This is a genomic window from Marinibacterium sp. SX1 (genome assembly GCF_050389775.1).
Classification (GTDB): domain Bacteria; phylum Pseudomonadota; class Alphaproteobacteria; order Rhodobacterales; family Rhodobacteraceae; genus Marinibacterium.
In genome coordinates this window covers 1,093,960-1,114,896 of sequence record NZ_CP177144.1, presented here as the reverse complement: position 1 = coordinate 1,114,896, position 20,937 = coordinate 1,093,960, and the positions used below count along the sequence as shown (strand labels likewise).

General features: G+C 68.3%; 21 protein-coding genes, 1 tRNA gene and 1 pseudogene. 12 read left to right on the top strand and 11 right to left on the bottom strand.

Features of this window, described 5'->3' with window-relative positions; translation table 11 throughout:
- Positions 1 to 28 precede the first annotated feature (28 nt).
- Positions 29 to 104, bottom strand: a tRNA-Ala gene (locus ACK3BB_RS05110).
- A gap of 79 nt (positions 105 to 183) precedes the next feature.
- Positions 184 to 510 carry a TIGR02300 family protein gene (locus tag ACK3BB_RS05105; protein WP_428927648.1) on the bottom strand — a complete coding sequence of 109 codons (327 nt, stop codon included), beginning with the start codon at positions 508 to 510 and terminating at the stop codon, positions 184 to 186.
- A gap of 111 nt (positions 511 to 621) precedes the next feature.
- Here ACK3BB_RS05105 and ACK3BB_RS05100 point away from each other — a divergent pair, with 111 nt between their 5' ends.
- Both ACK3BB_RS05100 and ACK3BB_RS05095 read left to right on the top strand, forming a co-directional pair.
- On the top strand, positions 622 to 1,314 hold the full coding sequence (locus ACK3BB_RS05100) for a M48 family metallopeptidase (RefSeq protein ID WP_428927647.1): 693 nt from the start codon (positions 622 to 624) through the stop codon (positions 1,312 to 1,314).
- Between the two features lie 45 nt (positions 1,315 to 1,359).
- A complete protein-coding gene (locus ACK3BB_RS05095; RefSeq protein WP_428927646.1) occupies positions 1,360 to 2,010 on the top strand; it encodes a GntR family transcriptional regulator in 651 nt (216 codons plus the stop codon).
- Between the two features lie 109 nt (positions 2,011 to 2,119).
- Here the strand turns inward: ACK3BB_RS05095 and ACK3BB_RS05090 are convergent, their stop codons facing one another.
- Both ACK3BB_RS05090 and ACK3BB_RS05085 read right to left on the bottom strand, forming a co-directional pair.
- The gene (locus ACK3BB_RS05090) at positions 2,120 to 3,082 is read right to left on the bottom strand and encodes an acetyl-CoA carboxylase carboxyltransferase subunit alpha (RefSeq protein ID WP_428927645.1); all 963 of its coding nucleotides are present in this window, start codon (positions 3,080 to 3,082) and stop codon (positions 2,120 to 2,122) included.
- A gap of 105 nt (positions 3,083 to 3,187) precedes the next feature.
- Positions 3,188 to 3,781, bottom strand: a complete 594-nt coding sequence (locus ACK3BB_RS05085) for a LysE family translocator (protein ID WP_428927644.1) — start codon at positions 3,779 to 3,781, stop codon at positions 3,188 to 3,190.
- A gap of 165 nt (positions 3,782 to 3,946) precedes the next feature.
- Between ACK3BB_RS05085 and ACK3BB_RS05080 the strand changes: the two genes are divergently transcribed.
- Together ACK3BB_RS05080 and ACK3BB_RS05075 are read left to right on the top strand one after the other, a co-directional pair.
- A complete protein-coding gene (locus tag ACK3BB_RS05080) occupies positions 3,947 to 4,399 on the top strand; it encodes an Lrp/AsnC family transcriptional regulator (RefSeq protein WP_428927643.1) in 453 nt (150 codons plus the stop codon).
- A 237-nt stretch (positions 4,400 to 4,636) separates the two neighbouring features.
- A complete protein-coding gene (locus ACK3BB_RS05075) occupies positions 4,637 to 6,838 on the top strand; it encodes a DEAD/DEAH box helicase (RefSeq protein WP_428927642.1) in 2,202 nt (733 codons plus the stop codon).
- 93 nt (positions 6,839 to 6,931) lie between these two features.
- Here the strand turns inward: ACK3BB_RS05075 and ACK3BB_RS05070 are convergent, their stop codons facing one another.
- The gene (locus tag ACK3BB_RS05070) at positions 6,932 to 7,891 is read right to left on the bottom strand and encodes an L-malyl-CoA/beta-methylmalyl-CoA lyase (protein WP_428927641.1); all 960 of its coding nucleotides are present in this window, start codon (positions 7,889 to 7,891) and stop codon (positions 6,932 to 6,934) included.
- 287 nt (positions 7,892 to 8,178) lie between these two features.
- Between ACK3BB_RS05070 and dgcN the strand changes: the two genes are divergently transcribed.
- The 3 genes from dgcN (at position 8,179) to ACK3BB_RS05055 (ending at position 11,215) form a co-directional block, all read left to right on the top strand.
- Positions 8,179 to 9,180 (top strand): N-acetyltransferase DgcN, encoded by a 1,002-nt coding sequence (gene dgcN, locus ACK3BB_RS05065; RefSeq protein ID WP_428927640.1) that lies wholly within the window; start codon positions 8,179 to 8,181, stop codon positions 9,178 to 9,180.
- 63 nt (positions 9,181 to 9,243) lie between these two features.
- Positions 9,244 to 10,209, top strand: coding sequence for an N-acetyl-D-Glu racemase DgcA (gene dgcA, locus ACK3BB_RS05060; protein ID WP_428927639.1), 966 nt, complete (start codon positions 9,244 to 9,246; stop codon positions 10,207 to 10,209).
- Between the two features lie 142 nt (positions 10,210 to 10,351).
- Entirely contained in the window at positions 10,352 to 11,215 is an 864-nt protein-coding gene (locus ACK3BB_RS05055) for a D-amino-acid transaminase (RefSeq protein ID WP_428927638.1), read from the top strand.
- 106 nt (positions 11,216 to 11,321) lie between these two features.
- Here the strand turns inward: ACK3BB_RS05055 and ACK3BB_RS05050 are convergent, their stop codons facing one another.
- Both ACK3BB_RS05050 and ACK3BB_RS05045 read right to left on the bottom strand, forming a co-directional pair.
- Positions 11,322 to 11,636, bottom strand: a complete 315-nt coding sequence (locus tag ACK3BB_RS05050; RefSeq protein WP_428927637.1) for a DUF1244 domain-containing protein — start codon at positions 11,634 to 11,636, stop codon at positions 11,322 to 11,324.
- Positions 11,637 to 11,846: 210 nt separating this feature from the next.
- The gene (locus ACK3BB_RS05045; RefSeq protein ID WP_428927636.1) at positions 11,847 to 12,584 is read right to left on the bottom strand and encodes an N-formylglutamate amidohydrolase; all 738 of its coding nucleotides are present in this window, start codon (positions 12,582 to 12,584) and stop codon (positions 11,847 to 11,849) included.
- Between the two features lie 118 nt (positions 12,585 to 12,702).
- On the opposite strand from ACK3BB_RS05045, the gene pyk reads away from it, so the two are divergent.
- The 4 genes from pyk to rplT all read left to right on the top strand — a co-directional run bounded on the left by pyk (position 12,703) and on the right by rplT (position 15,458).
- On the top strand, positions 12,703 to 14,154 hold the full coding sequence (pyk, locus tag ACK3BB_RS05040; RefSeq protein ID WP_428927635.1) for a pyruvate kinase: 1,452 nt from the start codon (positions 12,703 to 12,705) through the stop codon (positions 14,152 to 14,154).
- Between the two features lie 30 nt (positions 14,155 to 14,184).
- Positions 14,185 to 14,409: a hypothetical protein gene (locus ACK3BB_RS05035; protein WP_428927634.1), complete on the top strand. Its 225-nt coding sequence runs from the start codon at positions 14,185 to 14,187 to the stop codon at positions 14,407 to 14,409.
- Between the two features lie 464 nt (positions 14,410 to 14,873).
- Entirely contained in the window at positions 14,874 to 15,074 is a 201-nt protein-coding gene (gene rpmI / locus ACK3BB_RS05030; RefSeq protein ID WP_428927633.1) for a 50S ribosomal protein L35, read from the top strand.
- Positions 15,075 to 15,092: 18 nt separating this feature from the next.
- Positions 15,093 to 15,458, top strand: coding sequence for a 50S ribosomal protein L20 (gene rplT, locus ACK3BB_RS05025; protein WP_428927632.1), 366 nt, complete (start codon positions 15,093 to 15,095; stop codon positions 15,456 to 15,458).
- A 187-nt stretch (positions 15,459 to 15,645) separates the two neighbouring features.
- On the opposite strand, the gene ACK3BB_RS05020 is transcribed toward rplT, so the two are convergent.
- The 3 genes from ACK3BB_RS05020 to ACK3BB_RS05010 form a co-directional block, all read right to left on the bottom strand.
- Positions 15,646 to 16,743, bottom strand: coding sequence for an FUSC family protein (locus tag ACK3BB_RS05020; RefSeq protein ID WP_428927631.1), 1,098 nt, complete (start codon positions 16,741 to 16,743; stop codon positions 15,646 to 15,648).
- Positions 16,740 to 17,207 carry a MarR family winged helix-turn-helix transcriptional regulator gene (locus ACK3BB_RS05015; RefSeq protein WP_428927630.1) on the bottom strand — a complete coding sequence of 156 codons (468 nt, stop codon included), beginning with the start codon at positions 17,205 to 17,207 and terminating at the stop codon, positions 16,740 to 16,742. Before ACK3BB_RS05015 ends, ACK3BB_RS05020 begins: the two co-directional genes overlap by 4 nt.
- Positions 17,208 to 17,330: 123 nt before the next feature.
- Complete coding sequence (locus ACK3BB_RS05010; protein ID WP_428927629.1) at positions 17,331 to 17,588, bottom strand: hypothetical protein; 258 nt, start codon at positions 17,586 to 17,588, stop codon at positions 17,331 to 17,333.
- A 950-nt stretch (positions 17,589 to 18,538) separates the two neighbouring features.
- On the opposite strand from ACK3BB_RS05010, the pseudogene htpX reads away from it, so the two are divergent.
- Positions 18,539 to 19,435 (top strand): annotated as a pseudogene (gene htpX / locus ACK3BB_RS05005) (zinc metalloprotease HtpX); the annotation flags it as partial.
- A 183-nt stretch (positions 19,436 to 19,618) separates the two neighbouring features.
- Here the strand turns inward: htpX and ACK3BB_RS05000 are convergent.
- Complete coding sequence (locus ACK3BB_RS05000; RefSeq protein ID WP_428927628.1) at positions 19,619 to 20,761, bottom strand: serine hydrolase domain-containing protein; 1,143 nt, start codon at positions 20,759 to 20,761, stop codon at positions 19,619 to 19,621.
- Between the last annotated feature and the right edge of the window lie 176 nt (positions 20,762 to 20,937).

Sequence of the window (20,937 nt, the reverse complement as noted above, 5' to 3'; positions counted from 1 at the left end):
CTGGCGTCCGGTCGGTCTGGCGGGGATTTGGTGGAGCCTAGGAGGATCGAACTCCTGACCTCTACAATGCCATTGTAGCGCTCTCCCAGCTGAGCTAAGGCCCCTTAAGGTGAGGTGCTGTCTATGCCCTCCATCGGGTGGGATCAAGCGAAAAATTCCACCCGATGCGAGGAAATTTTCAGATCAGTCCTCGTCGTCCGAAGCCACGTCTGCCAGGTCGTCCAGCGAGACGTTATCTTCGTTGTCGTCATCGTCGAGAACGTCATCGCCCAGGTCGACGTCGACCGAATCGTCGTCATCGTCCAGGACAACATCGTCGTCCTCGTTCGATTGCTTGGCCTTCAGCGTGGCCGCATCCTCGGCGTCGGCGGCGATCATCCGGCTCTTGCCGGTATCAAGCTCGACGACCTCGCCGGTATAGGGGCTGACGATCGGGTTGCGGTTGAGGTCATAGAACCGTTTGCCAGTGGTCGGACAAACGCGTTTGACGCCCCATTCTTCCTTGGGCATGTCACTATCCTTGTCAAAGAGGTATGAGTCGCTTTGGAGATTCTGGCCAACTGCCACAGCGGGCCGAAGCTGTCAAAGACTTTGACCCCCGCCTTCAAGGAGCCTCACCCCATGGCCGAACATCACCTGCCCGGATCTCCGCCGGTTCCGGTCCTGCTGCGCCGCTCGGCCCGGGCCCGGCGAATCAGCCTGCGGGTGTCGCAGCTGGACGGGCGGGTGACCCTGACGGTGCCGCGCGGGGTGTCCGAAGCCGAGGCCCTGGATTTCGCCCTGTCCAAGTCCGACTGGGTGCGCGGCCACCTGGCCAGCCGCCAGGGCGACGTGGCCGTCACCCAGGGCGCCGTTCTGCCGGTCGAGGGCCGGCCGCGCCGGGTGATCTGCGAGACCACGCGCCGGGTGCGGCTGGAAGAGGATGCGCTGATCCTGCCGGCCGATCGGCCCGGCCTGCGCGCCCAGGCCTTTCTGCGGGAAATGGCCCGCGACCGGCTGGCCGCCGCCTCGGACCGCCACGCCGCCACGCTGGGGCGCGGCTATACCCGGCTGACCCTGCGTGACACCCGGTCCCGCTGGGGGTCCTGTTCGTCCGCCGGGGCGCTGATGTATTCTTGGCGGCTGGTCCTGGCCCCGCCCGAGATCCTCGATTACGTCGCCGCGCACGAGGTGGCCCACCTGGCCGAGATGAACCATTCGCCGGCCTTCTGGGCCCAGGTCGACCGGCTTTACGGCCCGCATGACCGGGCCCGGGCCTGGCTGCGCAACGAAGGCTCGACCCTTCACCGCTACCGCTTTGAAAGCGCCGGGTGAAACCGCGTCATTGACGGGCGCGGATTTTGTGATCACACATGCGCCATGACAGCTGCCCCCCGATCCGACAACGCCACGCCCTCGGCCCATGACCGCGTCTACCGCGGGTTGCGCACGCGCATCATGCATGGCGAGATCTCGCCCGGCCAGGCGCTGACCCTGCGCGGCATCGGCAAGGATTTCGACGTGTCGATGACCCCCGCCCGCGAGGCCGTGCGCCGGCTGGTGGCCGAAGGCGCGCTGTTCCTGTCGTCCTCGGGCCGGGTGTCGACGCCCGAGCTGTCCAACGAACGAATCGAGGAACTGGCCGCCCTGCGCGCGCTGATCGAGGTCGAGCTGGCCTCGCGGGCGATGCCCCGGGCCCATTTCGCGCTGATCGAGCGGTTGCAGACCATCGATGCCAGCATTGCCGAGCGCATCGCCCAGCGCGACGCGACGGGCTATATCCGCACCAACCTCGAATTCCACCGCACGCTCTACCTGCGGGCGCAGGCGCCGGCGATGCTGGCCATGGCGGAAACGGTCTGGCTGCAGTTGGGGCCGACGATGCATGCGCTTTACGGCAAGCTGCGGCGCACCGAGCCGCCGCGCTATCACAAGCTGATCGTGGCCGCGCTCAAGGCCGGCGACGAGCCCGGGCTGCGGCTGGCCGTGCGCTCGGACGTGACCCAGGGCCTGCGGCTGCTGGCCAGCTGAGCGAGGCCGGGCCCGCGCGGCACGATCCGCCAGGGGCCCGGAATTTTCGAAAATTCCGTGACGGCGCGGGCGGTTGCGCGGGCGCGAGAGCCAGGCGCAACCGTGGCGATCAAGCCGCCAGGCCGCGATCGCCCATCTTGAGGAACTTGTTGCGCCGGTCGCTGATGATATCGGCCCGGTCCTTGCCGTCGAATTCGGCCAGCATGGCCTCGATGGCCCGGCCGACACCGGCAATCGCCGCCTTGGCATCGCGATGGGCGCCACCGCTGGGTTCGTCGATGATCCGGTCGATCACGCCCAGCTTGATCAGGTCCTGGGCGGTCAGGCGCAGGGCCTCGGCGGCTTCGCGCATCTTCTCGGCATCCTTCCACAGGATCGAGGCGCAGCCCTCGGGCGAGATCACCGAATAGACCGAATGCTGCAGCATGGCCACGCGGCTGGCCGTGGCAAAGGCCACCGCCCCGCCCGATCCGCCTTCGCCGATGATCACGCTGACCAGCGGCACGCCCAGGCGCAGGCAGGCTTCGGTCGAACGGGCGATGGCTTCGGACTGGCCGCGTTCCTCGGCGCCCTTGCCGGGATAGGCGCCGGGCGTGTCGACCAGGGTCACCACGGGCAGGCCGAACTTGTCGGCCATTTCCATCAGGCGGATGGCCTTGCGATAGCCTTCGGGCCGGGCCATGCCGAAGTTGTGTTCGATCCGCGACTTGGTGTCCGAGCCCTTTTCATGGCCGATGACCATGACCGGCCGGTCGCCCAGCCGGGCCAGCCCGCCCATCACGGCATGGTCGTCGGCAAAGTTCCGGTCCCCGGCCAGCGGGGTGTATTCGGTGAACAGGGCCTCGACATAGTCGCGGCAATGGGGCCGGTCGGGATGGCGGGCAACCTGGCATTTCCGCCAGGGGCTGAGATCCTTGTAGAGGTCGACGAGCATCGCCGCGGCCTTGGCGTCCAGCGCGGCCGCCTCGGAGGAGACGTCCATGCCTTCGCTCTTGCGGGCCAGGGCGCGCAATTCCTCGGCCTTGCCTTCGATTTCGGCAAGCGGTTTCTCGAAGTCCAGGTACTGGGTCATTCAGCGCCCCCTTGAAACATGTCTGGCCCGTATATGGCCAAGCGGCGCGAGGGATGCAACTGGGCCGGCGGCAACGGGCCCGGCGGCGGGATCAGGGCAGCAGGGTCAGGGCAGGATGACGGGAATCAGCGAGGCGACAAGCAGGCCGGCCATCGTCCAGTTGAAGGCCCGCAGACGCGCCGGGCTGGTCAGCAGGCGGGCCAGCTGCTGGCCGGCCAGGGTCCAGGTGCTGACCGACGGCAGGTTGACCAGGCCGAAGACCAGGGCGACCAGGGCCATGGCGGCAAGGGTCTGGGCCGGGGCATAGGCCGTCGTGGCGGTCAGGGCCATGGTCCAGGCCTTGGGATTGACCCACTGGAACGCCGCGGCCTGCAGAAAGGTCATCGGCCGGCCGGTGGCGGCCCCGGGACGGGCCGGGGCGGCATGGGCGATCTTCCAGGCCAGCCACAGCAGGTAGACGATGCTGACCACCCGCAGCACCTGGTGCAGGGCGGGAAAGGCGGCAAAGACCTGGGACAGGCCGATGCCGACGAGCAGGACCATCAGGGTAAAGCCGATGCCGATGCCCAGCATGTGGGGCAGCGAGCGGCGAAAGCCGAAATTGGCCCCCGAGGCCATCAGCATCAGGTTGTTCGGCCCCGGCGTGATCGACGAGACAAAGGCAAAGAGCGCCAGGGCGACAAGCAGGTCATGGGTCATTCGGCGGGTCCTGTGTCGGGCTCAGCGTCAGGTCTTGCACCCGGTTCCGCTACGGCGCGGTGTCGGATGCGGGTCGGGGCGGATCGGTGTATCGGCGCAATACTTGGCGAAAGACAGGGCGATGAAATTGCGATATCGCGCCCGATAGGGCATTCTTTGCAACAAATGACGAAGCTGGACCAGATAAACCGCCGGATATTGCAGGCCCTGTCGCAGGATGGGCGGATCAGCAACCTCGACCTGGCCGAACGGGTCGGGCTGTCGCCCTCGGCCTGCCTGCGCCGGGTGCAGGAACTCGAGCGCCGGGGCGTCATCGCCGGCTACCGGGCCGTCCTGGACCCGGGGGCGATGGGCGTGGGCTTTGTGGCCTATATCGGGGTCGGCCTGTCCAGCCATACCAAGCAGGCACAGGAGAGCTTTGAACGGGCGGTGGCCCTGTCGCCCGAGGTGGTGGAATGCCACAATATCACCGGGGCCATCGAATACCTGCTGCGGGTGGAATGCGCCGACCTGCCCAGCTTCAAGACCTTTCATACCGACGTGCTGGGCACCCTGCCCCATGTCAACGCGCTGACCTCCTACGTGGTGATGGGCTCGCCGAAGGACCTGCGCAGCTGAGGCCCCTGCCCGGCCGTTGCCCGGGCCGCGCAGGGCCACGCCTGGCCGGGGTCCGGGCCGCGAGCCCTTCCTGATGTCCCGCCCAGGGTTTCCCCACGGGCCGGGCAGGTTTTCAACCACGTCATGCAATCCACGGTGTACATGTGCACGAGAACGCGATAGGAGCGTCCATTCCGCCTCTTCCGGCGACCAGCCGCGCCGGCAGGCGCAGCCCGCACCTCGCAGATCGGCTTCCTCATGATCCAGACTCTCTCAGATGCGCTCGCCGAGCGCGGATACGACACGTTGACCCCCGTCCAGGAGGCCGTCACCAACCCCGACCTGCAAGAGGCCGACCTTCTGGTCTCGGCGCAGACCGGGTCGGGCAAGACCGTGGGCTTCGGCCTTGCGATCGCGCCGACGATCCTGGACGAGAGCGGCCATTTCGGCCCCGCCGCAGCCCCCCTGGCCCTGATCATCGCGCCCACGCGCGAGCTGGCCTTCCAGGTGAAGCGCGAGTTGGAGTGGCTTTATGCCAAGGCGGGCGCGCGGGTGGCGTCCTGCGTGGGCGGGATGGACATGCGCGACGAGCGCCGGGCGCTGGAGCGTGGCGCGCATATCGTCGTGGGCACACCGGGGCGGCTGGTCGATCACATCCAGCGGGAATCGCTCGACATGGGCAGCCTGCGCGCCATCGTGCTGGACGAGGCCGACGAGATGCTGGACCTCGGGTTTCGCGAGGACCTGGAATTCATGCTGGGCGAGGCGCCCGAGGAGCGGCGCACGCTGCTGTTCTCGGCCACCGTGCCGCCGGCGATTGCCAAGCTGGCCGAGCAATTCCAGCGCAATGCCGAGCGGGTCACGACGATTTCGGACCGCAGCCAGCATGCCGACATCACCTACCAGGTGCTGCAGGTGGCGCAGCAGGATGCCGAGAACGCGATCATCAACGTGCTGCGCTATCACGACGCGCAGAACGCCATCGTCTTTGCCAATACCCGCGCGGCGGTGAACCGGCTGACGGCGCGCTTTTCCAACCGGGGATTCGCGGTGGTGTGCCTCTCGGGCGAGCTGAGCCAGCAGGAGCGCAGCCATGCGCTGCAGGCGATGCGCGACGGGCGGGCGCGGGTCTGCGTGGCGACCGACGTGGCGGCGCGCGGGATCGACCTGCCGAACCTTGAACTGGTGATCCATGCCGAGCTGCCGTCGAACACCGAAGGGCTGCTGCACCGCTCGGGCCGCACCGGGCGGGCCGGGCGCAAGGGGATCTCGGCGCTGGTGGTGCCTCCGAAACAGGTGAAGCGGGCGCAGCGGCTGCTGGGCTGGGCGAAGATTTCCGCCGACTGGATCACCGCGCCCGGCGCCGACGAGATCCTGCGGATGGACGAAGAACGCCTGCTGACCAATCCGGTCTGGCAGGAAGAGATCACCGAAGACGAGGCGGCCTTTGCCGCGCGCCTGCTTGAGCAGCAATCGCCCGAGACGGTGGCGGCGGCCTATCTTCGGCTGTACCGCACCCAGCATTCCGCCCCCGAGGAGCTGTCGGACCCCAATGCCCGCCCCGAGCCGAAGGAGCGCAAGGAGTTCGGGCCGAGCCGCTGGTTCAGCCTGTCCGTGGGCCGTGACGACAATGCCGAGGCACGCTGGCTGCTGCCGCTGATCTGCCGCGCCGGCGGGCTGGACAAGGAGGCCATCGGCGCCATCCGCGTGCGCCAGTCGGAAACCTTTGTCGAGATCGCCGAGGCGCAGGTGCAGGGTTTCCTGGACACGCTGGGGCCGGATGCCGTGCTGGAAGACGGCGTGAGCGTTGCGCCTCAGGATGGCCCGCCCGCATCCGAGCCGCGTCGCGAAGGTGGCCGGGATGGCGGTCGGGGACGGCCGTCCGGGCCGCGCGTGCCCGCCGGGCCGCGCCCGGGCAAGTCGCGCTGGTCGTCCGACAAGAAGAGCCCTCCGCAATCGCACAAGTCCGAAGATCGGAGCGACGCGCCCGGTGAGGCGACCGAAGAGGCTCCGCGCCGCTATGGCAAGGCCGAGGTGACCCCGAAAGCGCCGCGCCGCGACAAGCCGTTCTCGAAGGGGCCGGCCAAGAGCACCGGCAACAAACCGTCGAAAGCGCCTGCGAAAGGTCCGGTGAAAGGGGCCGGCAAGCCCTATTCCAAGGGCAAGCCGGGTGGATTTGACCGCAGCGGCCCGTCGGACAAGCCGAAAGGCACGGGCAAGCCCTACAAGGCCAAGCCCGGGGGGGCCAAACCGACTGGCGGCAAACCGACTGGCGGCAAGCCCACCGGCCCGAAACCGACCGGCGCCAAACCAACTGGCGGAAAACCGTACGGCGACAGCAAGCCGAAGGCCAATGCATCGGATACGTCCAAGCGCTTCACCCCGCCGGGCGGCAAGCCGCGGTCTTCGGTCCGTGTCGGACGGGGCGCCAACCAGGTGCCGAAACGCCCGAAACGGTAACGGCGCCGGGGGATCGCCCCGACGCCGAAAGACCCCGGAAGGATCAACAGGGGCGCCGGTTCGACACGGCGCCCCTTTTCATGTCGCGCGGGCTCAGGCCCCGGCGATCATTTCCGACTGGCGCACGATGACCTCGGCCTGCTTGATCGAGGCGATATCGACCAGCCGGCCCTTGTAGACCGTCGCGCCTTCGCCCTTGGCCTTGGCCTCTTCCATCGCGGCGAGGATCTCGCGCGCTTCGGTGACGGCGGCGTCAGAGGGGGTAAAGACCTCGTTGGCCAGGGCGATCTGCTTGGGATGGATCGCCCATTTGCCGACCATGCCCAGCGTGGCCGAGCGCAGGGCCTGGGCGCGAAAGCCCTCGTCATCCGAGAAATCGCCGAAGGGGCCGTCGACCGGCAGAACGCCATGGGTGCGGCAGGCGGCGACGATGGCGGCCTGGGCCCAGTGCCACGGGTCGGACCAGTGTTTGGCCCCGGCCTGGAGCATGTAATAGTTTTCCTGCGTCCCGCCGATGCCCGTGGTCTGCATGCCCATCGAGGCCGCGAAATCGGCGGCGCCCAGCGACATGGCCTGCAACCGGGGCGAGGCCGCGGCGATCTCCTCGACATGGGCGATGCCCGCGGCCGATTCGATGATGACCTCGAAGGCGATCTTCTTGCTGCGCCCCTTGGCCGCCTCGATCGCCGTGACCAGCGCGTCGACGGCATAAAGATCGCCGGCGCAGCCCACCTTGGGGATCATGATCATGTCGAGCCGCTCGCCGGCCTGTTCCAGCAGGTCGACCACGTCGCGATACCACCACGGCGTGTCCAGCCCGTTGATCCGCACGCTGAGCGTCTTGGTGCCCCAGTCGATGTCGGAAATGGCCTGGATGATGTTGGCCCGGGCGGCGTCCTTGTCGGACGGGGCCACCGAATCCTCGAGATCGAGGTTGATGACATCAGCGGCGCTGGCGGCCATCTTTTCGAAGATGGCCGGGCGCGACCCCGGGCCGAACAGCTGGCAGCGGTTGGGCCGGGCCGGCGCGGCGGGCTGGAGGCGAAAGCTCATGAGGCGGCCTTTCGGTCATATTGTTGCGTTTAACTTTGGCAAAACGGCTATTAAATTGCGCAGCGCCACGCAAGACCTATTTTGCGCGCGCAGCAAGGATGCGGAAAATGCTGCACCGGCGCGGAACGGATCGGGGCGCAAACCGTTTCTTCGGCGCACGATTCTTCGACAAATGCGCGCAAGTGGCGCACAATCTTCACCAATCATGCCGCAGGGCGGCGAAGTTCGGCAGGACATCCACGGCCCGGCAAGGGATAGTGTGGCCCGACGCAAGGAGTTCTCCCCCCATGATCCAGACCCCCTACCTTCTGTTCCTCGGCGATGCCCCCGACCAGCTGGCCGCCAAGGTGGCCCAGGGCATCCGCGACTGGCGCCCCGACAATGCCGTGGGGCAGCTGCGGCTGGAGGGGTGCAAGGCCGACGTGGGCCTGACCGACATGACCCTGGCCGACGCCAAGGCCGCCGGGGCCAAGACGCTGGTGATCGGCGTGGCCAACCGGGGCGGGCTGATCAGCCAGACCTGGAAGAAGGTCCTGATCCAGGCGCTGGAAGAGGGCTTCGACCTGGCCTCGGGCCTGCACAACCTGCTGCGCGACGAGCCCGACCTGGTGGCCGTGGCCAAGGCCTGCGGGCGCACGCTGCACGACGTGCGGGTGCCGAGCGTGGTCTATCCGATCGCCAACGGCAAGAAACGCACGGGCAAGCGCGTGCTGGCCGTGGGCACCGATTGTTCGGTGGGCAAGATGTACACCGCGCTGGCCGTCGACCGCGACATGCGCGAAGCGGGGATGAAAAGCACGTTCCGGGCCACCGGCCAGACGGGCATCCTGATCACCGGCGAAGGCGTGCCGCTGGACGCGGTGATCGCCGACTTCATGGCCGGTTCGGTGGAATGGCTGACGCCCGACAACGAAGATGACCACTGGGACATCATCGAAGGCCAGGGCTCGATCTTCCACGTGTCCTATTCCGGGGTGACCATGGCGCTGATCCATGGCGGCCAGCCCGACGCGCTGATCCTCAGCCATGAACCGACGCGGCCGCACATGCGGGGCCTGCCAGATTATGCCATGCCGACGCTGGAAGCGGTGCGCGACACGGCGCTGGCGCTGGCACGGGTGGCCAACCCGTCCTGCCAGGTGGTGGGGATTTCGATCAACACCCAGCACATGTCCGAAGACGAGGCCCTGGCCTACATGGCCGAGGTCGAGGAACGCATGGGCCTGCCGACGGTGGATCCGTTCCGCCAAGGCGCCATGCGGCTGGTCGAGGCGCTGAAGGCGATCTAGTCTGGCCCCCGGGCCGGCCGCCGGCCGGATATTTGGAAAGAGAAAGAAGCAGGAGGTCCGGCGATGCGGATCGAGGTCGCGCGGGACGTGTTCCCGCTGGCACAGGTGTTCACGATCAGCCGGGGCTCGCGGACCGAAGCCCAGGTGCTGACGGTGCGGGTGACCGATGGCGAAGCCGTCGGGATGGGCGAATGCGTGCCCTACGCGCGCTATGATGAAACGCTGGACAGTGTCGAGGCCGAGATCCGCGGGCTGCCGTCGGATTTCGGCCGGGTCGGCCTGGCCGATCTGCTGCCGGCCGGGGCGGCGCGGAATGCCGTGGATTGCGCCCTGTGGGACCTGGAATGCAAGCGGGCGGGGAAACGTGCCTGGGACCTTGCCGGGCTGCCGGTACCGGGGCCCGAGATCACGGCCTACACCCTGTCGCTGGACACGCCCGAGGCGATGCAGGCCCAGGCGGCAAAGAATGCCCACCGCCCCCTGCTCAAGATCAAGCTGGGCACGCCCGACGACATGCCGCGGCTGGAAGCCGTGCGGGCCGGGGCGCCCGGCGCAAAGATCATCGTCGATGCCAACGAAGGCTGGTCGGCCGAGGTCTATGCCGACCTGGCCCCGCACCTGGTCCGGCTGGGCGTGGCGCTGGTCGAACAGCCCCTGCCCGCCGCGGATGACGAGGCCCTGGCGGGGATGGACCGCCCGGTGCCGGTCTGTGCCGACGAAAGCTGCCACGACCGGGCCTCGCTGCCGCATCTCAAGGGCAAGTACGACGTGGTGAACATCAAGCTGGACAAGACCGGCGGGCTGACCGAGGCGCTGGCCCTGCGCAAGGCCGCGCTGGAACAGGGCTACAAGGTCATGGTCGGCTGCATGGTCGGCTCGTCGCTGGCCATGGCCCCGGCGACGCTGGTGGCCCAGGGCGCGATGATCACCGATCTCGACGGCCCCCTGCTGATGGCCCGCGACCGCGACACGCCGCTGGTCTACGACGACAAGGGCGTGCACCCGCCCCGGGCCGCCCTCTGGGGATGACGCCGGGATCGAAGCGGCGTCCTGCTGCTTCTTTCTCTTCTCAAATATCCGGCCGGACATCGGCCCCCCTTCGCAACACCGATCTTGACGCGCCCCGGCGCAGCGACGACAGAGACACGACCCAATTCTCGGAGACACGCCCATGACCCGCACCGTTTACGTCAACGGAGAGTACCTGCCGGAAACCGAAGCGAAGGTGTCGATCTTCGACCGCGGCTTCCTGATGGCCGACGGGGTCTACGAGGTGACCAGCGTGCTGGGCGGCAAGCTGATCGATTTCGACGGCCATGCCCGGCGCCTGCAGCGCTCGCTGACCGAGCTGGACATGGCCGCGCCGGTGACCATGGACGAGCTGCTGGCCATCCACCGCGAGCTGGTTTCCCGGAACGAGATCACTGACGGGCTGGTCTATCTGCAGATCACACGCGGCTCGGCCGGCGACCGCGATTTCGCCTTCCCCGATCCGGCCGAGGTCGGTTCGACCATCGTGCTCTTCACCCAGTCCAAGCCCGGCCTGGCCGAAAGCCCGCAGGCCGAAAAGGGCATCAGCGTGATCTCGATCGAGGACATCCGCTGGGGCCGACGCGACATCAAGACCGTGCAGCTGCTCTATCCGTCGATGGGCAAGATGATGGCCAAGAAGGCCGGGGCCGATGATGCCTGGATGGTCGAGGACGGCTTTGTCACCGAGGGCACGTCGAACAACGCCTATATCGTGAAGGGCGGCAAGATCATCACCCGGGCGCTGTCGACCGACATCCTGCACGGCATCACCCGGGCCGCCGTGCTGCGCTTTGCCGAAGAGGCGCAGATGGAAATCGAGGAACGCAATTTCACCATCGACGAGGCCAAGTCGGCCGACGAGGCCTTCATCACCTCGGCGTCGTCCTTCGTCATGCCGGTGGTCGAGATCGACGGCGCGGCCCTGGGTGGCGGCACGCCGGGCCCGGTGGCCCGCCGCCTGCGCGAGATCTACCTGGACGAAAGCCGCAAGGCCGCCGTCTGATCGGCCCGGGCGCCCTGACCCGCCCGGCCCCGAAGGGCCGGTGCGGCGGAAGGGGTCCACGCGCGATTTCGGAAAGGCCCGGGCCCGGTGGGGCGCCGGGCCTTTTTCATGACCGGTCGGTGACGTTCTCGGCGAAGGACGTGCCGAAGGCGGCCTTTTGCTCGGCGCTGGTCTCGGTCTGGTGGCGGGCCTTCCACTCGGCATAGGGCATGCCGTAAAACGTCTCGCGGGCCTGGGCGTCGTCCATCTCGATGCCCTTTTCCAGCGCCGCTTCCTTGTACCAACGGCTGAGGCAGTTGCGGCAGAACCCGGCCAGGTTCATCAGGTCGATGTTCTGCACGTCCAGGCGGTCTTCCATCAGGTGTTTCTGCAGGCGGCGGAAGGCGGCGGCCTGAAGCTCGATCTCGGTCTGGGTGTCCATCGGCATCTCTCTTTGTCTCATGCGGGGCTGTGACTGAGGTAGCAAGCCGGCCGCACCGCTTCAACGGGCGGCGCAGATCGGGGCGACGGCCGGGGCGCCCTTTTCTGGAAACGGCGCGCCCCGTGGCGGGCCGGTCGCCGGATATTTTCAAAGAGAAAGAAGCAGCAGGCCGGGCCCGGCCCCCGAAGGGAGCACGGGCGGCACCCGGCGTCAGAGGCCGCTGTCGGCCAGGGCGCGGGTCAGCAGCGGGGCCAGGCGGGCGGCCCAGGCCTGTTGCCCCTCGGGCGTGGCGATCAGGTCGTTGCGCAGCTCGATCAGCACGTTGGCCCGGCCGAGCGCCAGGGCGTGGCGGTCGATGGCATCGCCGGGCAGATGCCCGCCGTAGGGCTCGTTCTCGCCGATGACCAGGTCGGGCTCGGCGCGCAGCAGTCTCAGCAGGGCCTCGGCCAGGGGATTGGCCCCGGCATGCAGGATACCGACATGCCAGGGTCGGGGCGGGCGGCCGCGCAATTGCGGCGTGAAGCTGTGGATCGACAATTGCACGCTGCCCGCGGGGGCCATCAGCCCGGCCAGCACCCGGTCATAGGGCCGATAGCACAGGTCCAGCCGGCGATTGCATTCATCCGCATCGGCGTGGCGGTTGCCGGGGATGATCGTGCCGTCGTAGAGCTTCATCAGCAGGGTGGGATCGTCCTCGCCCCGGTTGGGATCGATGACCAGCCGCGAGAAATTGGCCCCAGCAACCGGCGCGTCGAGCAGCCGGCCCAGGGCCAGCGACACGCCCCAGGCGCCGACATCCCAGGCGATGTGGCGGGCCATGTCGGCGGCCGGCAGGCCGAGATCGCCGCCCGAGATCATCGGCGGCACGGTATTGGCCGCATGGTCGCAGGTCACGCGCCAGCGGGCGGGGCGTGTATCGCCATCGAGGAAAAAGGGGGTATATGTCATCTGCCTGTCACTTCCTTGACCGCCTGCTTATGGCATTGCGGCGGGGATGGAAATTCGCACGGAAACCCGCTAGACCCATGTTTGCGGTAACAAGCCTTAATTCGGGAGCAAAAGGCGCATGATCCGAAATCGTCGAGTGAAAATCGTGGCCACCCTCGGGCCGGCCTCCAGCGACTATGACACGATCCGCGCCCTGCACGAGGCGGGCGCCGATGTCTTCCGGCTGAACATGAGCCATGGCACGCACGAGGACATCAAGGCCCGTCATGCCATCATCCGCCAGGTCGAGGAGGACCTGGAAAGCACGATCGCCATCCTGGCCGATCTCCAGGGCCCCAAGCTGCGGGTGTCGACCTTTGCCAACGGCTCGGAAGAGCTGGAGGAAGGCGCGGCCTTCCGGCTGGACCTGGACAAGGACACGCCCGGCGACAAGACGCGGGTCGGCCTGCCCCACCCCGAGATCTTTGCCGCCCTCGAACCCGGCGCGCGGCTCTTGGTCAATGACGGCAAGATCCGCCTGCGGGTGGACAGCTGCAGCAAGGATCACGCCGATTGCACGGTGATCGCCGGGGGCACGATTTCCGACCGCAAGGGCGTGAACGTGCCCGACGTGGTGCTGCCGCTGGCCGCGCTGACCAAGAAGGACCGCAAGGACCTGGAATTTGCCTGCCGGCTGGGTGTCGACTGGCTGGCGCTGTCCTTCGTGCAACGGCCCGAGGACGTGCAGGAAGCGCGCGGGCTGGTGGGCGTGCGGGCCAACATCATGGTCAAGGTCGAAAAACCGGCGGCCGTCGAGAAATTCGAAGACATCCTGGCGGTCTGCGACGGCGTCATGGTGGCCCGGGGTGACCTGGGCGTCGAACTGCCCGTCCATGCCGTGCCGCCGATCCAGAAGCGGCTGGTGCGCCAGTGCCGGGCCGCGGCCAAGCCGGTGGTCATCGCCACGCAGATGCTGGAAAGCATGATCGAAAGCCCGATGCCGACACGGGCCGAGGTGTCGGACGTGGCAACGGCGATCTACGAAGGCGCCGACGCGGTGATGCTGAGCGCCGAATCGGCGGCCGGCCAGTACCCCGTCGAAGCCGTGCAGACGATGGACAACGTCGCCCGCGAGGTCGAGGCCGATCCGAACTACATGAAGATCATCGCCGCTTCGCGCGAAGGCCGGCAGAGCCGGGTGGCCGACGGGATCGTGGCCGCCGCGCGCGAGATTGCCGAAACGACGGACATCAAGGCCATCGTGGCCTATACCCAATCGGGCACGACGGCCCTGCTGACGGCCCGGGAACGTCCGACGGTGCCGATCATCGCGATGACCAACATGCGCAGCACGGCGCGCCAGCTGGCGCTGACCTGGGGCACCAGCCCGATGATGACCGAGCAGCTGACGCGCTTCAAGATGGCCGTGGTCAACGCCGTGCGCGCGGCGATCCAGACAGGTTATGCCGAGCCCGACGACCAGATCGTGGTCACCGCCGGGGTGCCGTTCAACGTGGCCGGCACGACCAACATCCTGCGGGTCGCGCCCTGCGACGAGCGGATGATTTACTATATGGATCCGGGCGAATAAGCTGCATGTCCCGACGTTGAAGGAGATGTGATGGACCCCGATCTTTCGCTTGTCATCGGCATCCTGCTGGCCGGGCTGGCCGTGCCCGGCTTTCTGGCCGGAGTGGTCGAGCGGCGGCTGCCGAAACTGCCCTTTCTGCTGGCCGCAGGGGGCGGATACCTGATCTTTTCGGCCGTGACGTCCAAGCCCGGGGGCTATTCCTGGCCCGACGTGCCCAATGCGTTCATCGACGTGATCGCCCGGGTGATCACCTGATCATCCGGCGCTGACCGCGCCGGGGCTGGCAAACGGCTGGCCGGACCCGAGATTTCCAGACAGCACCGCGCGCATCTGCCCGCGGTGCTGTCTGCGTTTCGGGGGCTGGCAGCCCGGGGCCACCTGCCCTGCCGGGTGCGGGCGCAGCACCGGGAGGTTAAGGTTGTCGAGTTGGACATCGCCGAGATGTCCGAGGACGCCCCAATCGCCGGGCTGATCTCGGCCGTGGGTCGGACGCGACCTCGACATCCCGCCCGTGGACGGCACCACGCTCCGGTCGGGATTGACGCGACGGGCCTGCGCCCGAATAAACGCAGGCCAGCACGATCCGGGGGCGGCCCGGCTCTGCATTGGCCCTTGTCAAGTTCACCGGAAAGCTGTAGTGGGCGCCTCTCATGCGCGGCCGGCCGATAGTGGCATGCCGAGTCGCGCCAATCCGGACTCGAAAAGATGAGGAGACCGAAATGCCCAAGATGAAGACGAAGTCGAGCGCCAAGAAGCGCTTCAAGGTGACCGGCACCGGCAAGGTGATGGCAGGCCAGGCGGGCAAGCGCCACGGCATGATCAAGCGTCACAAGAAATTCATCCGCGACGCGCGCGGCACGACCACCCTGTCGGCCCCCGACGCCAAGATCGTCAAGGGCTACATGCCCTACGACCGCTGATCGGAAGGAGACTAGCACATGTCCCGTGTCAAAGGTGGTACCGTCACCCACGCCCGTCACAAGAAGATCATCAAGGCTGCAAAAGGCTATTACGGCCGCCGCAAGTCGAACTTCAAGACCGCGACCCAGGCCGTCGACAAGGCCAACCAGTATGCAACCCGTGACCGGAAGACGCGCAAGCGGAATTTCCGGGCGCTGTGGATCCAGCGGATCAACGCCGCTGTCCGGGCCCATGACGAAGCGCTGACCTATTCGCGTTTCATCAACGGCCTGACGCTGGCCGGCATCGAGGTCGACCGCAAGGTGCTGGCCGACCTGGCCGTGCACGAGCCCGAAGCCTTCGGCGCCATCGTCGAGCAGGCCAAGGGTGCCCTGGCCGCCTGACCTGGCCCCCGGCAGGGCACGCCCGGCGTGCCCGATGGAATTGGAAATCGCGTCTGGCTGCGGCCCGGCGCGATTTTTTGTTTCGGGGGATTTTTCGTTTCGGGGAAGGCCATTGCCGGTTTTCAGTTGGCCAGGGGTGGTCACGGGCCATGCACCGGGGGGGCGCACGGCCTCGCCTATCCCGCCTTCAGGCGGGCTGTCTCCGGGCCAGGTCCTGGCGGGCCCGGGCCGATGACATGACCACGGCGGCGACAAGGCCGATGGCCGCGCCGAGCATGGTGTCGATGACCCGCTCGGGGGCCATCAGGGCCGCCGGCACATGCGGCGCGGCCAGATGGGTCATCAGCAGGGCCATCGGCGTCACCAGCACCTGGCCCAGCCCGTAATTCGCTCCGATGATCAGTTCGGTGGCAAATTGCAGCAACACCAGCAGGGGCAGGATGACCCAGAGGCCCGGCTCCTGGATCAGGATGGCAAAGGCGATGAAGGTGCCGACCAGCGTGCCGGCCATGCGCTGCACCGCCCGGTGCAGGCTGATCCGCAGATGCGCGCCCTGCATCACGGTCAGCGCGCCCATCCCGGCCCAGGCCGGAAAGCTGGCGCCCAGGGCCCGGCTGGCAAAGATGGCCAGCCCGGCTCCGGCGGCAATGCGCAGGGCCGCTCGCAACCGTTCGGACAGGGGTTGCAGCGGCTCCTGCGGCAGGGTGTCGGGGGCCAGCCGCCGGCGCAGCCCGTCGCTGGCCAGGCAGAGCGCCCAGGCCAGCGTGGCGGCCAGCCCGGTGGCCTGGGTGCGTTCGATCACCACGCGCAGGCTGTCGGCATCCTGCATCGCCGCGCCCGCCGCAAAGACGAAGATCAGCGCGCCCGGCGGACCAAAGCGCCCCGACACGCTGACCAGGAAGAACAGCCCGCAGGACAGGGCCAGCAGCCCCAGTCGCAGGGCATCGGGCGCGCCGGCCCAGGCGACCAGCGACATGGCCAGCACGGCCAGGGTCTGGGTCAGGGCGCAGAGCGCCACCACGCGGTGCCGGCTGCGCCCCGGTTCGAACCGGCCGAACAGGGCAACGATGGCGCCCAGCGCGGCATAGCCGATCAGGTGCGGCCAGGGCGACAGGTGGGCCAGCGGCAGGGCAATGGCCATGGCCGCCCCGGCCTGCAGCCCGGCCAGGGCCGACATCAGCAGGGTCGGCTGGGGCGACAGCGCCATCGACGCGCGCAGTTCGTCCCGTTGCAGAAGCTGGCGCAGGGCGTCGATGCGGCGGATGCGGGGCGCGGCGGCTGTCATGGGCGGGCGTCCTCTTCCATGGCCGTGATGGCCGCGTCGATGGCATCGAAATGGCCGAGCATCGCGGCAATGGCGGCATCGTCCAGCCCGGCCAGCATGCGGCGCTCGGCGGCAAAGAGCTCGGCCCGGATGGCGTCCACCCGGCTCTGGCCGGTGGCCGTCAGGTGGATCAGCCGGGCACGGCCGTCCCGGGCATCGCGCCGGCGCTCAACCAGGCCCTGGCGTTCGAGAATGTCCAGCACGCGCACCAGGCTGGAGCCGTCGACGCCGACCAGCTCGGCCAGCACCTTTTGCGAGATGCCGCCGCCGGTGTTCTGAAGATGGACAAGGGGCACCCAGGTGGCATCGGTCAGGCCGGCCGCGGCCAGCTGGCGATCCAGCCCGCGCCGCCAGCGCCGGGCAAGCAGGGAAAAGCGGATGCCGAAGGAAAAGCGCCGGGAATCGGCGGGGGGAAGATCGGTCATGGGGGCCATATGGCCCCAAATAATTTGATTTGCAATTCAAATTATTTCAAGCAACTGGCCCACAACGCAAAAACCGCGCCCCGGGGGACGCGGTTGGCGAGGTCTCGGGCCAATGGCCTGCGGTCAGAGCATGGCCGGACAACCGCCACGGGCATTGGGCTTGCCGATGTGGTGGGGGTTCTGGATGAGATGCCAGGTCGGAGGATAGCCCGGGGCCTGGGCACGGCTGTAGGAACAGCCGTTCGGCGCGGTGTACCACTGGCCGGCATGGGTGACCGGCGGGCGCTGGACCTTGGCGGCCTTGCCCTGGGCCAGGGAGGCGGTGGCGGTCAGGCCGAGCGTGCTCAGGCCGAGGGCGAAGATCAGGGCGAGGCGGGTCATGTCTGTCCTTCCGGGTCGTATCTTGCGGTGTGTCTTGCGTTGTGTCCTGCGGCGCGCCGGGTGGGCGGCCTTTCGCCTGAAGTTCTGGCCGGAGGGAGGGACGGCAATGGGGAAGGAATGCGGCGAGAACATGGAGCAATTATCGAATGCGGGACAATTGCGACACATCCGCCGGGACTGTTCCGGCCGGACGGGATGATGGCCCGGTGACCGTAGGAATCAGGGCAACGCGGGGTGAAAACGGGGCGGCGTAGTGCCTCGGATTCGGGCAGATGTTCGGGCAGGATCGTGGGCAGGTGCGTAGGCCGACGCCAACGAGGCCCCGTGGCAGGTTTGTCGGTCAGCCCGAGGCTGGCCTCAAGACAGGAGGTTGACTGGGGAGGCCTCAAGACACGCCAGGGGGAGGCCCCAAGACACGCCAGGGGGAGGCCCCAAGACACGACGTTGGCTGGAGGAGGCCCCAAGACAGGGGGTTGGCCGGCGGAAGCCTCAAGACAGGAGGTTGGCCAGGGGAGGCCTCAAGACAGGGGTGGGCCCGGCGGAGGGCATGGCCAGGCCGCCGGGGCAATCAGTCAGACAGTGACCCGAGCGGTCCGCCAGAACGCCGGCCAAAGGGCGCTCCTATGGTTCGGCCAGGCCTGCCCTCAATGCCACCACGCCCCATGTCCCCAAGCATGACGCCCCGGCCACCTATCCCCCTCGGCGCCCATGACACCGGCAAGACGCCCCCGCTTCCCGTACCTCCCGCGCATGACCGCCTCGGCGCCCTACATGCCCCCGTTTGTCCGCCCCGACGCCTGCGCCGGCACCTCACATGTCCCCCACATTGCCACCCCGAAGCCTGCCCCCGGCGCGCCACATGCCACCACATGACCGCCCCGACGCTTGCACCGCGCGGAACCGGGCACATATCTGCTTCGTTGCCCAAGGGCAGGAACGCGGAGAAAACGATGGGATACGTGAAGACGGCAATGCTGATGGCAGCCATGACGGCGCTGTTCATGGGCGTGGGCTACCTGATCGGCGGATCGGGCGGGGCGTTGATCGCCCTGGTGGTCGCGGCGGGGATGAATGTCTTCACCTGGTGGAATTCCGACCGCATGGTCCTGCGCATGCACAATGCCCAGCCGGTGGCCCATAACGACCGCGCCGGGCTGTATGACATGGTCGCCGAACTGGCGCGCAATGCCGGCCTGCCCCAGCCCCGGGTCTACCTGATCGACACGCCCCAACCCAATGCCTTTGCCACCGGGCGCAACCCGGCCAATGCGGCGGTGGCCGTGACGACCGGCCTGATGCACAGCCTCAGCCGCGAAGAGCTGGCCGGGGTCGTGGCCCATGAGCTGGCCCATATCCGCAACCACGACACGGCGATCATGACGGTCACGGCAACCTTTGCCGGGGCGATTTCCATGCTGGCCAATTTCGCGCTGTTCTTCGGCGGATCGCGCGAAAGGCTGGGCCTGGTGGGCAGCCTGCTGATGATGTTCCTGGCGCCCATGGCCGCCGCGCTGGTGCAGATGGCCATCAGCCGGACCCGCGAATATGCCGCCGACAAGGCCGGGGCCGAGATCTGCGGCCATCCGCTGTGGCTGGCCTCGGCGCTGGAAAAGATCGCCGGCGGCGCGGCGCGGATCGACAATGACGCGGCCGAGCGCCACCCGGCCACGGCGCATATGTTCATCATCAACCCGCTGCATGCCCACAAGCGCGACAATCTCTTTGCCACCCATCCGGCGACCGAAAACCGGGTGGCCGCGCTGCGGGCGATGGCCGGCCAGGCGGGTGGCGCCCCTGCGGCCCGATCGGCAGGACGACCGGCGGCGCCGCGCCCCGGCCCGATGGCCGACCGGCCGGCTGCCCGGGCCTTTGCCCCGAAGGCCCCTCAGTCGCAGGCCCCGCAACCGCAATCCGACGCCGAACCGCTCTCACCCAGCCGGGTGCCCCGGACAGGCCGGCGTGCGGCCCCGACGGACCGGCCCAAGGACGAGCCGAAAGGCCCCTGGGGCTAACCCGCCCCCCTGCCCCGCTCAGATCCCGGCATAGACCGCCTGTTCGAACCGGTCATAGGCCCCGCGCACGCCCGGTTCGATGAAAGGCAGGCATTGGGTCATGAAAACAGCGGCCAGGTCGCGGGCCGGGTCGATCCAGTAATGGGTGTTGCACACTCCGGCCCAGCCCAGGCTGCCGGCCGACCGGCGGCCGGGAATGTCCTCTTCGATGCGCAGGAAGGCCAGCGAATGGCTGGCCCGCACGCCGGGAAACAGATCGAGGTCTTCGGTCATCCAGGGCATGACACTGCGCAGTGGGGTCATCGGCACGCCCTCCATCTGGTCGGCGCAAAAGGCCCGCATGGCCCCGGCCGACAGCAGCCGCCGACCGTCCAGCACCCCACCGTTCAGCACCATCCGCAGAAAGCGCATGTAATCGGACGCCGTGGAATAAAGCGCATGGCCCATGCCGTAGAACCCCGGCTGCGACGGCGGGGCCAGGTCGAGCGCCTCGAACCCGCCGTCGGCCTGGCGCCGATAGGCCGGGGCCAGCCGCCCGGCGCTTTCGCCCAGTTCGAACAGGGTATCGTGCATGCCCAGCGGGCCGAGGATCTCGTCGCGGCAGAAGGCATCGATGCGCCGCCCGTCCACGGCTTCGACCACGCGGCCCAGCCAGTCGGTCGATATGCCATAGCCCCAGCGCGTGCCCGGTTCGAAGGTCAGCGGATGGCCGGCCAGGGCGGCCAGCTGGCCCGACCCGGCCCGCGGCACGCCGGCCACCTTGGCATAACGTTTCACGTCGGCATTCCACATGTCGTATTCCAGCCCCGACCGGTGGGTCGCCAGGTGGCGGATCGTGGCCTGCCGGCGCGGGCGGCGCAGCACCGGCCGGTCGCCGTCCCAGCCGGCCAGCAGGGGCAGGTCGTCCCATTCCGGCAGGATCTGCGCGACGGGCGTGTCCAGGGCCAGCTGGCCGCGATCGACCAGGATCGTCGCCGCCAGCGCGCCGATGGCCTTGGTCATGGAATAGATGCGAAACAGCGCATCCGGGGCGATGTCACCCGCGCTGCCGGCCCAACGCGGCCCGGCCGCATCGCCCGTCATGGCCACGACGAAGGGCAGGCTGCCGTCCTCCACCGCCCGGGCCAGCGTGTCGTCCAGCGTGGTGTTGCGCATGTCCATGGCCATTCCTCCCCGGCGCCTCCTCCCCATGCCGGACCCCGGACGGGCATCGCCCGCGCCGCCCGGTCCGGCCGGCCAAGCCTAGGCGGGCGCTTGATTTCTGTCCATTGCCCGGGCGCGGCCGGGCGGCGGGGCGCCCAAGGCGCAAGTATCGGATTGAGCCCGCCCGCCGCCGG

Coding starts and splice junctions, on each gene's coding strand:
- ACK3BB_RS05105 (WP_428927648.1), bottom strand. CDS start 510: ATGCCCAAGGAAGAATGGGGCGTCAAACGCGTTTGTCCGACCACTGGC.
- ACK3BB_RS05100 (WP_428927647.1), top strand. CDS start 622: ATGGCCGAACATCACCTGCCCGGATCTCCGCCGGTTCCGGTCCTGCTG.
- ACK3BB_RS05095 (WP_428927646.1), top strand. CDS start 1,360: ATGACAGCTGCCCCCCGATCCGACAACGCCACGCCCTCGGCCCATGAC.
- ACK3BB_RS05090 (WP_428927645.1), bottom strand. CDS start 3,082: ATGACCCAGTACCTGGACTTCGAGAAACCGCTTGCCGAAATCGAAGGC.
- ACK3BB_RS05085 (WP_428927644.1), bottom strand. CDS start 3,781: ATGACCCATGACCTGCTTGTCGCCCTGGCGCTCTTTGCCTTTGTCTCG.
- ACK3BB_RS05080 (WP_428927643.1), top strand. CDS start 3,947: ATGACGAAGCTGGACCAGATAAACCGCCGGATATTGCAGGCCCTGTCG.
- ACK3BB_RS05075 (WP_428927642.1), top strand. CDS start 4,637: ATGATCCAGACTCTCTCAGATGCGCTCGCCGAGCGCGGATACGACACG.
- ACK3BB_RS05070 (WP_428927641.1), bottom strand. CDS start 7,891: ATGAGCTTTCGCCTCCAGCCCGCCGCGCCGGCCCGGCCCAACCGCTGC.
- dgcN (WP_428927640.1), top strand. CDS start 8,179: ATGATCCAGACCCCCTACCTTCTGTTCCTCGGCGATGCCCCCGACCAG.
- dgcA (WP_428927639.1), top strand. CDS start 9,244: ATGCGGATCGAGGTCGCGCGGGACGTGTTCCCGCTGGCACAGGTGTTC.
- ACK3BB_RS05055 (WP_428927638.1), top strand. CDS start 10,352: ATGACCCGCACCGTTTACGTCAACGGAGAGTACCTGCCGGAAACCGAA.
- ACK3BB_RS05050 (WP_428927637.1), bottom strand. CDS start 11,636: ATGGACACCCAGACCGAGATCGAGCTTCAGGCCGCCGCCTTCCGCCGC.
- ACK3BB_RS05045 (WP_428927636.1), bottom strand. CDS start 12,584: ATGACATATACCCCCTTTTTCCTCGATGGCGATACACGCCCCGCCCGC.
- pyk (WP_428927635.1), top strand. CDS start 12,703: ATGATCCGAAATCGTCGAGTGAAAATCGTGGCCACCCTCGGGCCGGCC.
- ACK3BB_RS05035 (WP_428927634.1), top strand. CDS start 14,185: ATGGACCCCGATCTTTCGCTTGTCATCGGCATCCTGCTGGCCGGGCTG.
- rpmI (WP_428927633.1), top strand. CDS start 14,874: ATGCCCAAGATGAAGACGAAGTCGAGCGCCAAGAAGCGCTTCAAGGTG.
- rplT (WP_428927632.1), top strand. CDS start 15,093: ATGTCCCGTGTCAAAGGTGGTACCGTCACCCACGCCCGTCACAAGAAG.
- ACK3BB_RS05020 (WP_428927631.1), bottom strand. CDS start 16,743: ATGACAGCCGCCGCGCCCCGCATCCGCCGCATCGACGCCCTGCGCCAG.
- ACK3BB_RS05015 (WP_428927630.1), bottom strand. CDS start 17,207: ATGACCGATCTTCCCCCCGCCGATTCCCGGCGCTTTTCCTTCGGCATC.
- ACK3BB_RS05010 (WP_428927629.1), bottom strand. CDS start 17,588: ATGACCCGCCTCGCCCTGATCTTCGCCCTCGGCCTGAGCACGCTCGGC.
- ACK3BB_RS05000 (WP_428927628.1), bottom strand. CDS start 20,761: ATGGACATGCGCAACACCACGCTGGACGACACGCTGGCCCGGGCGGTG.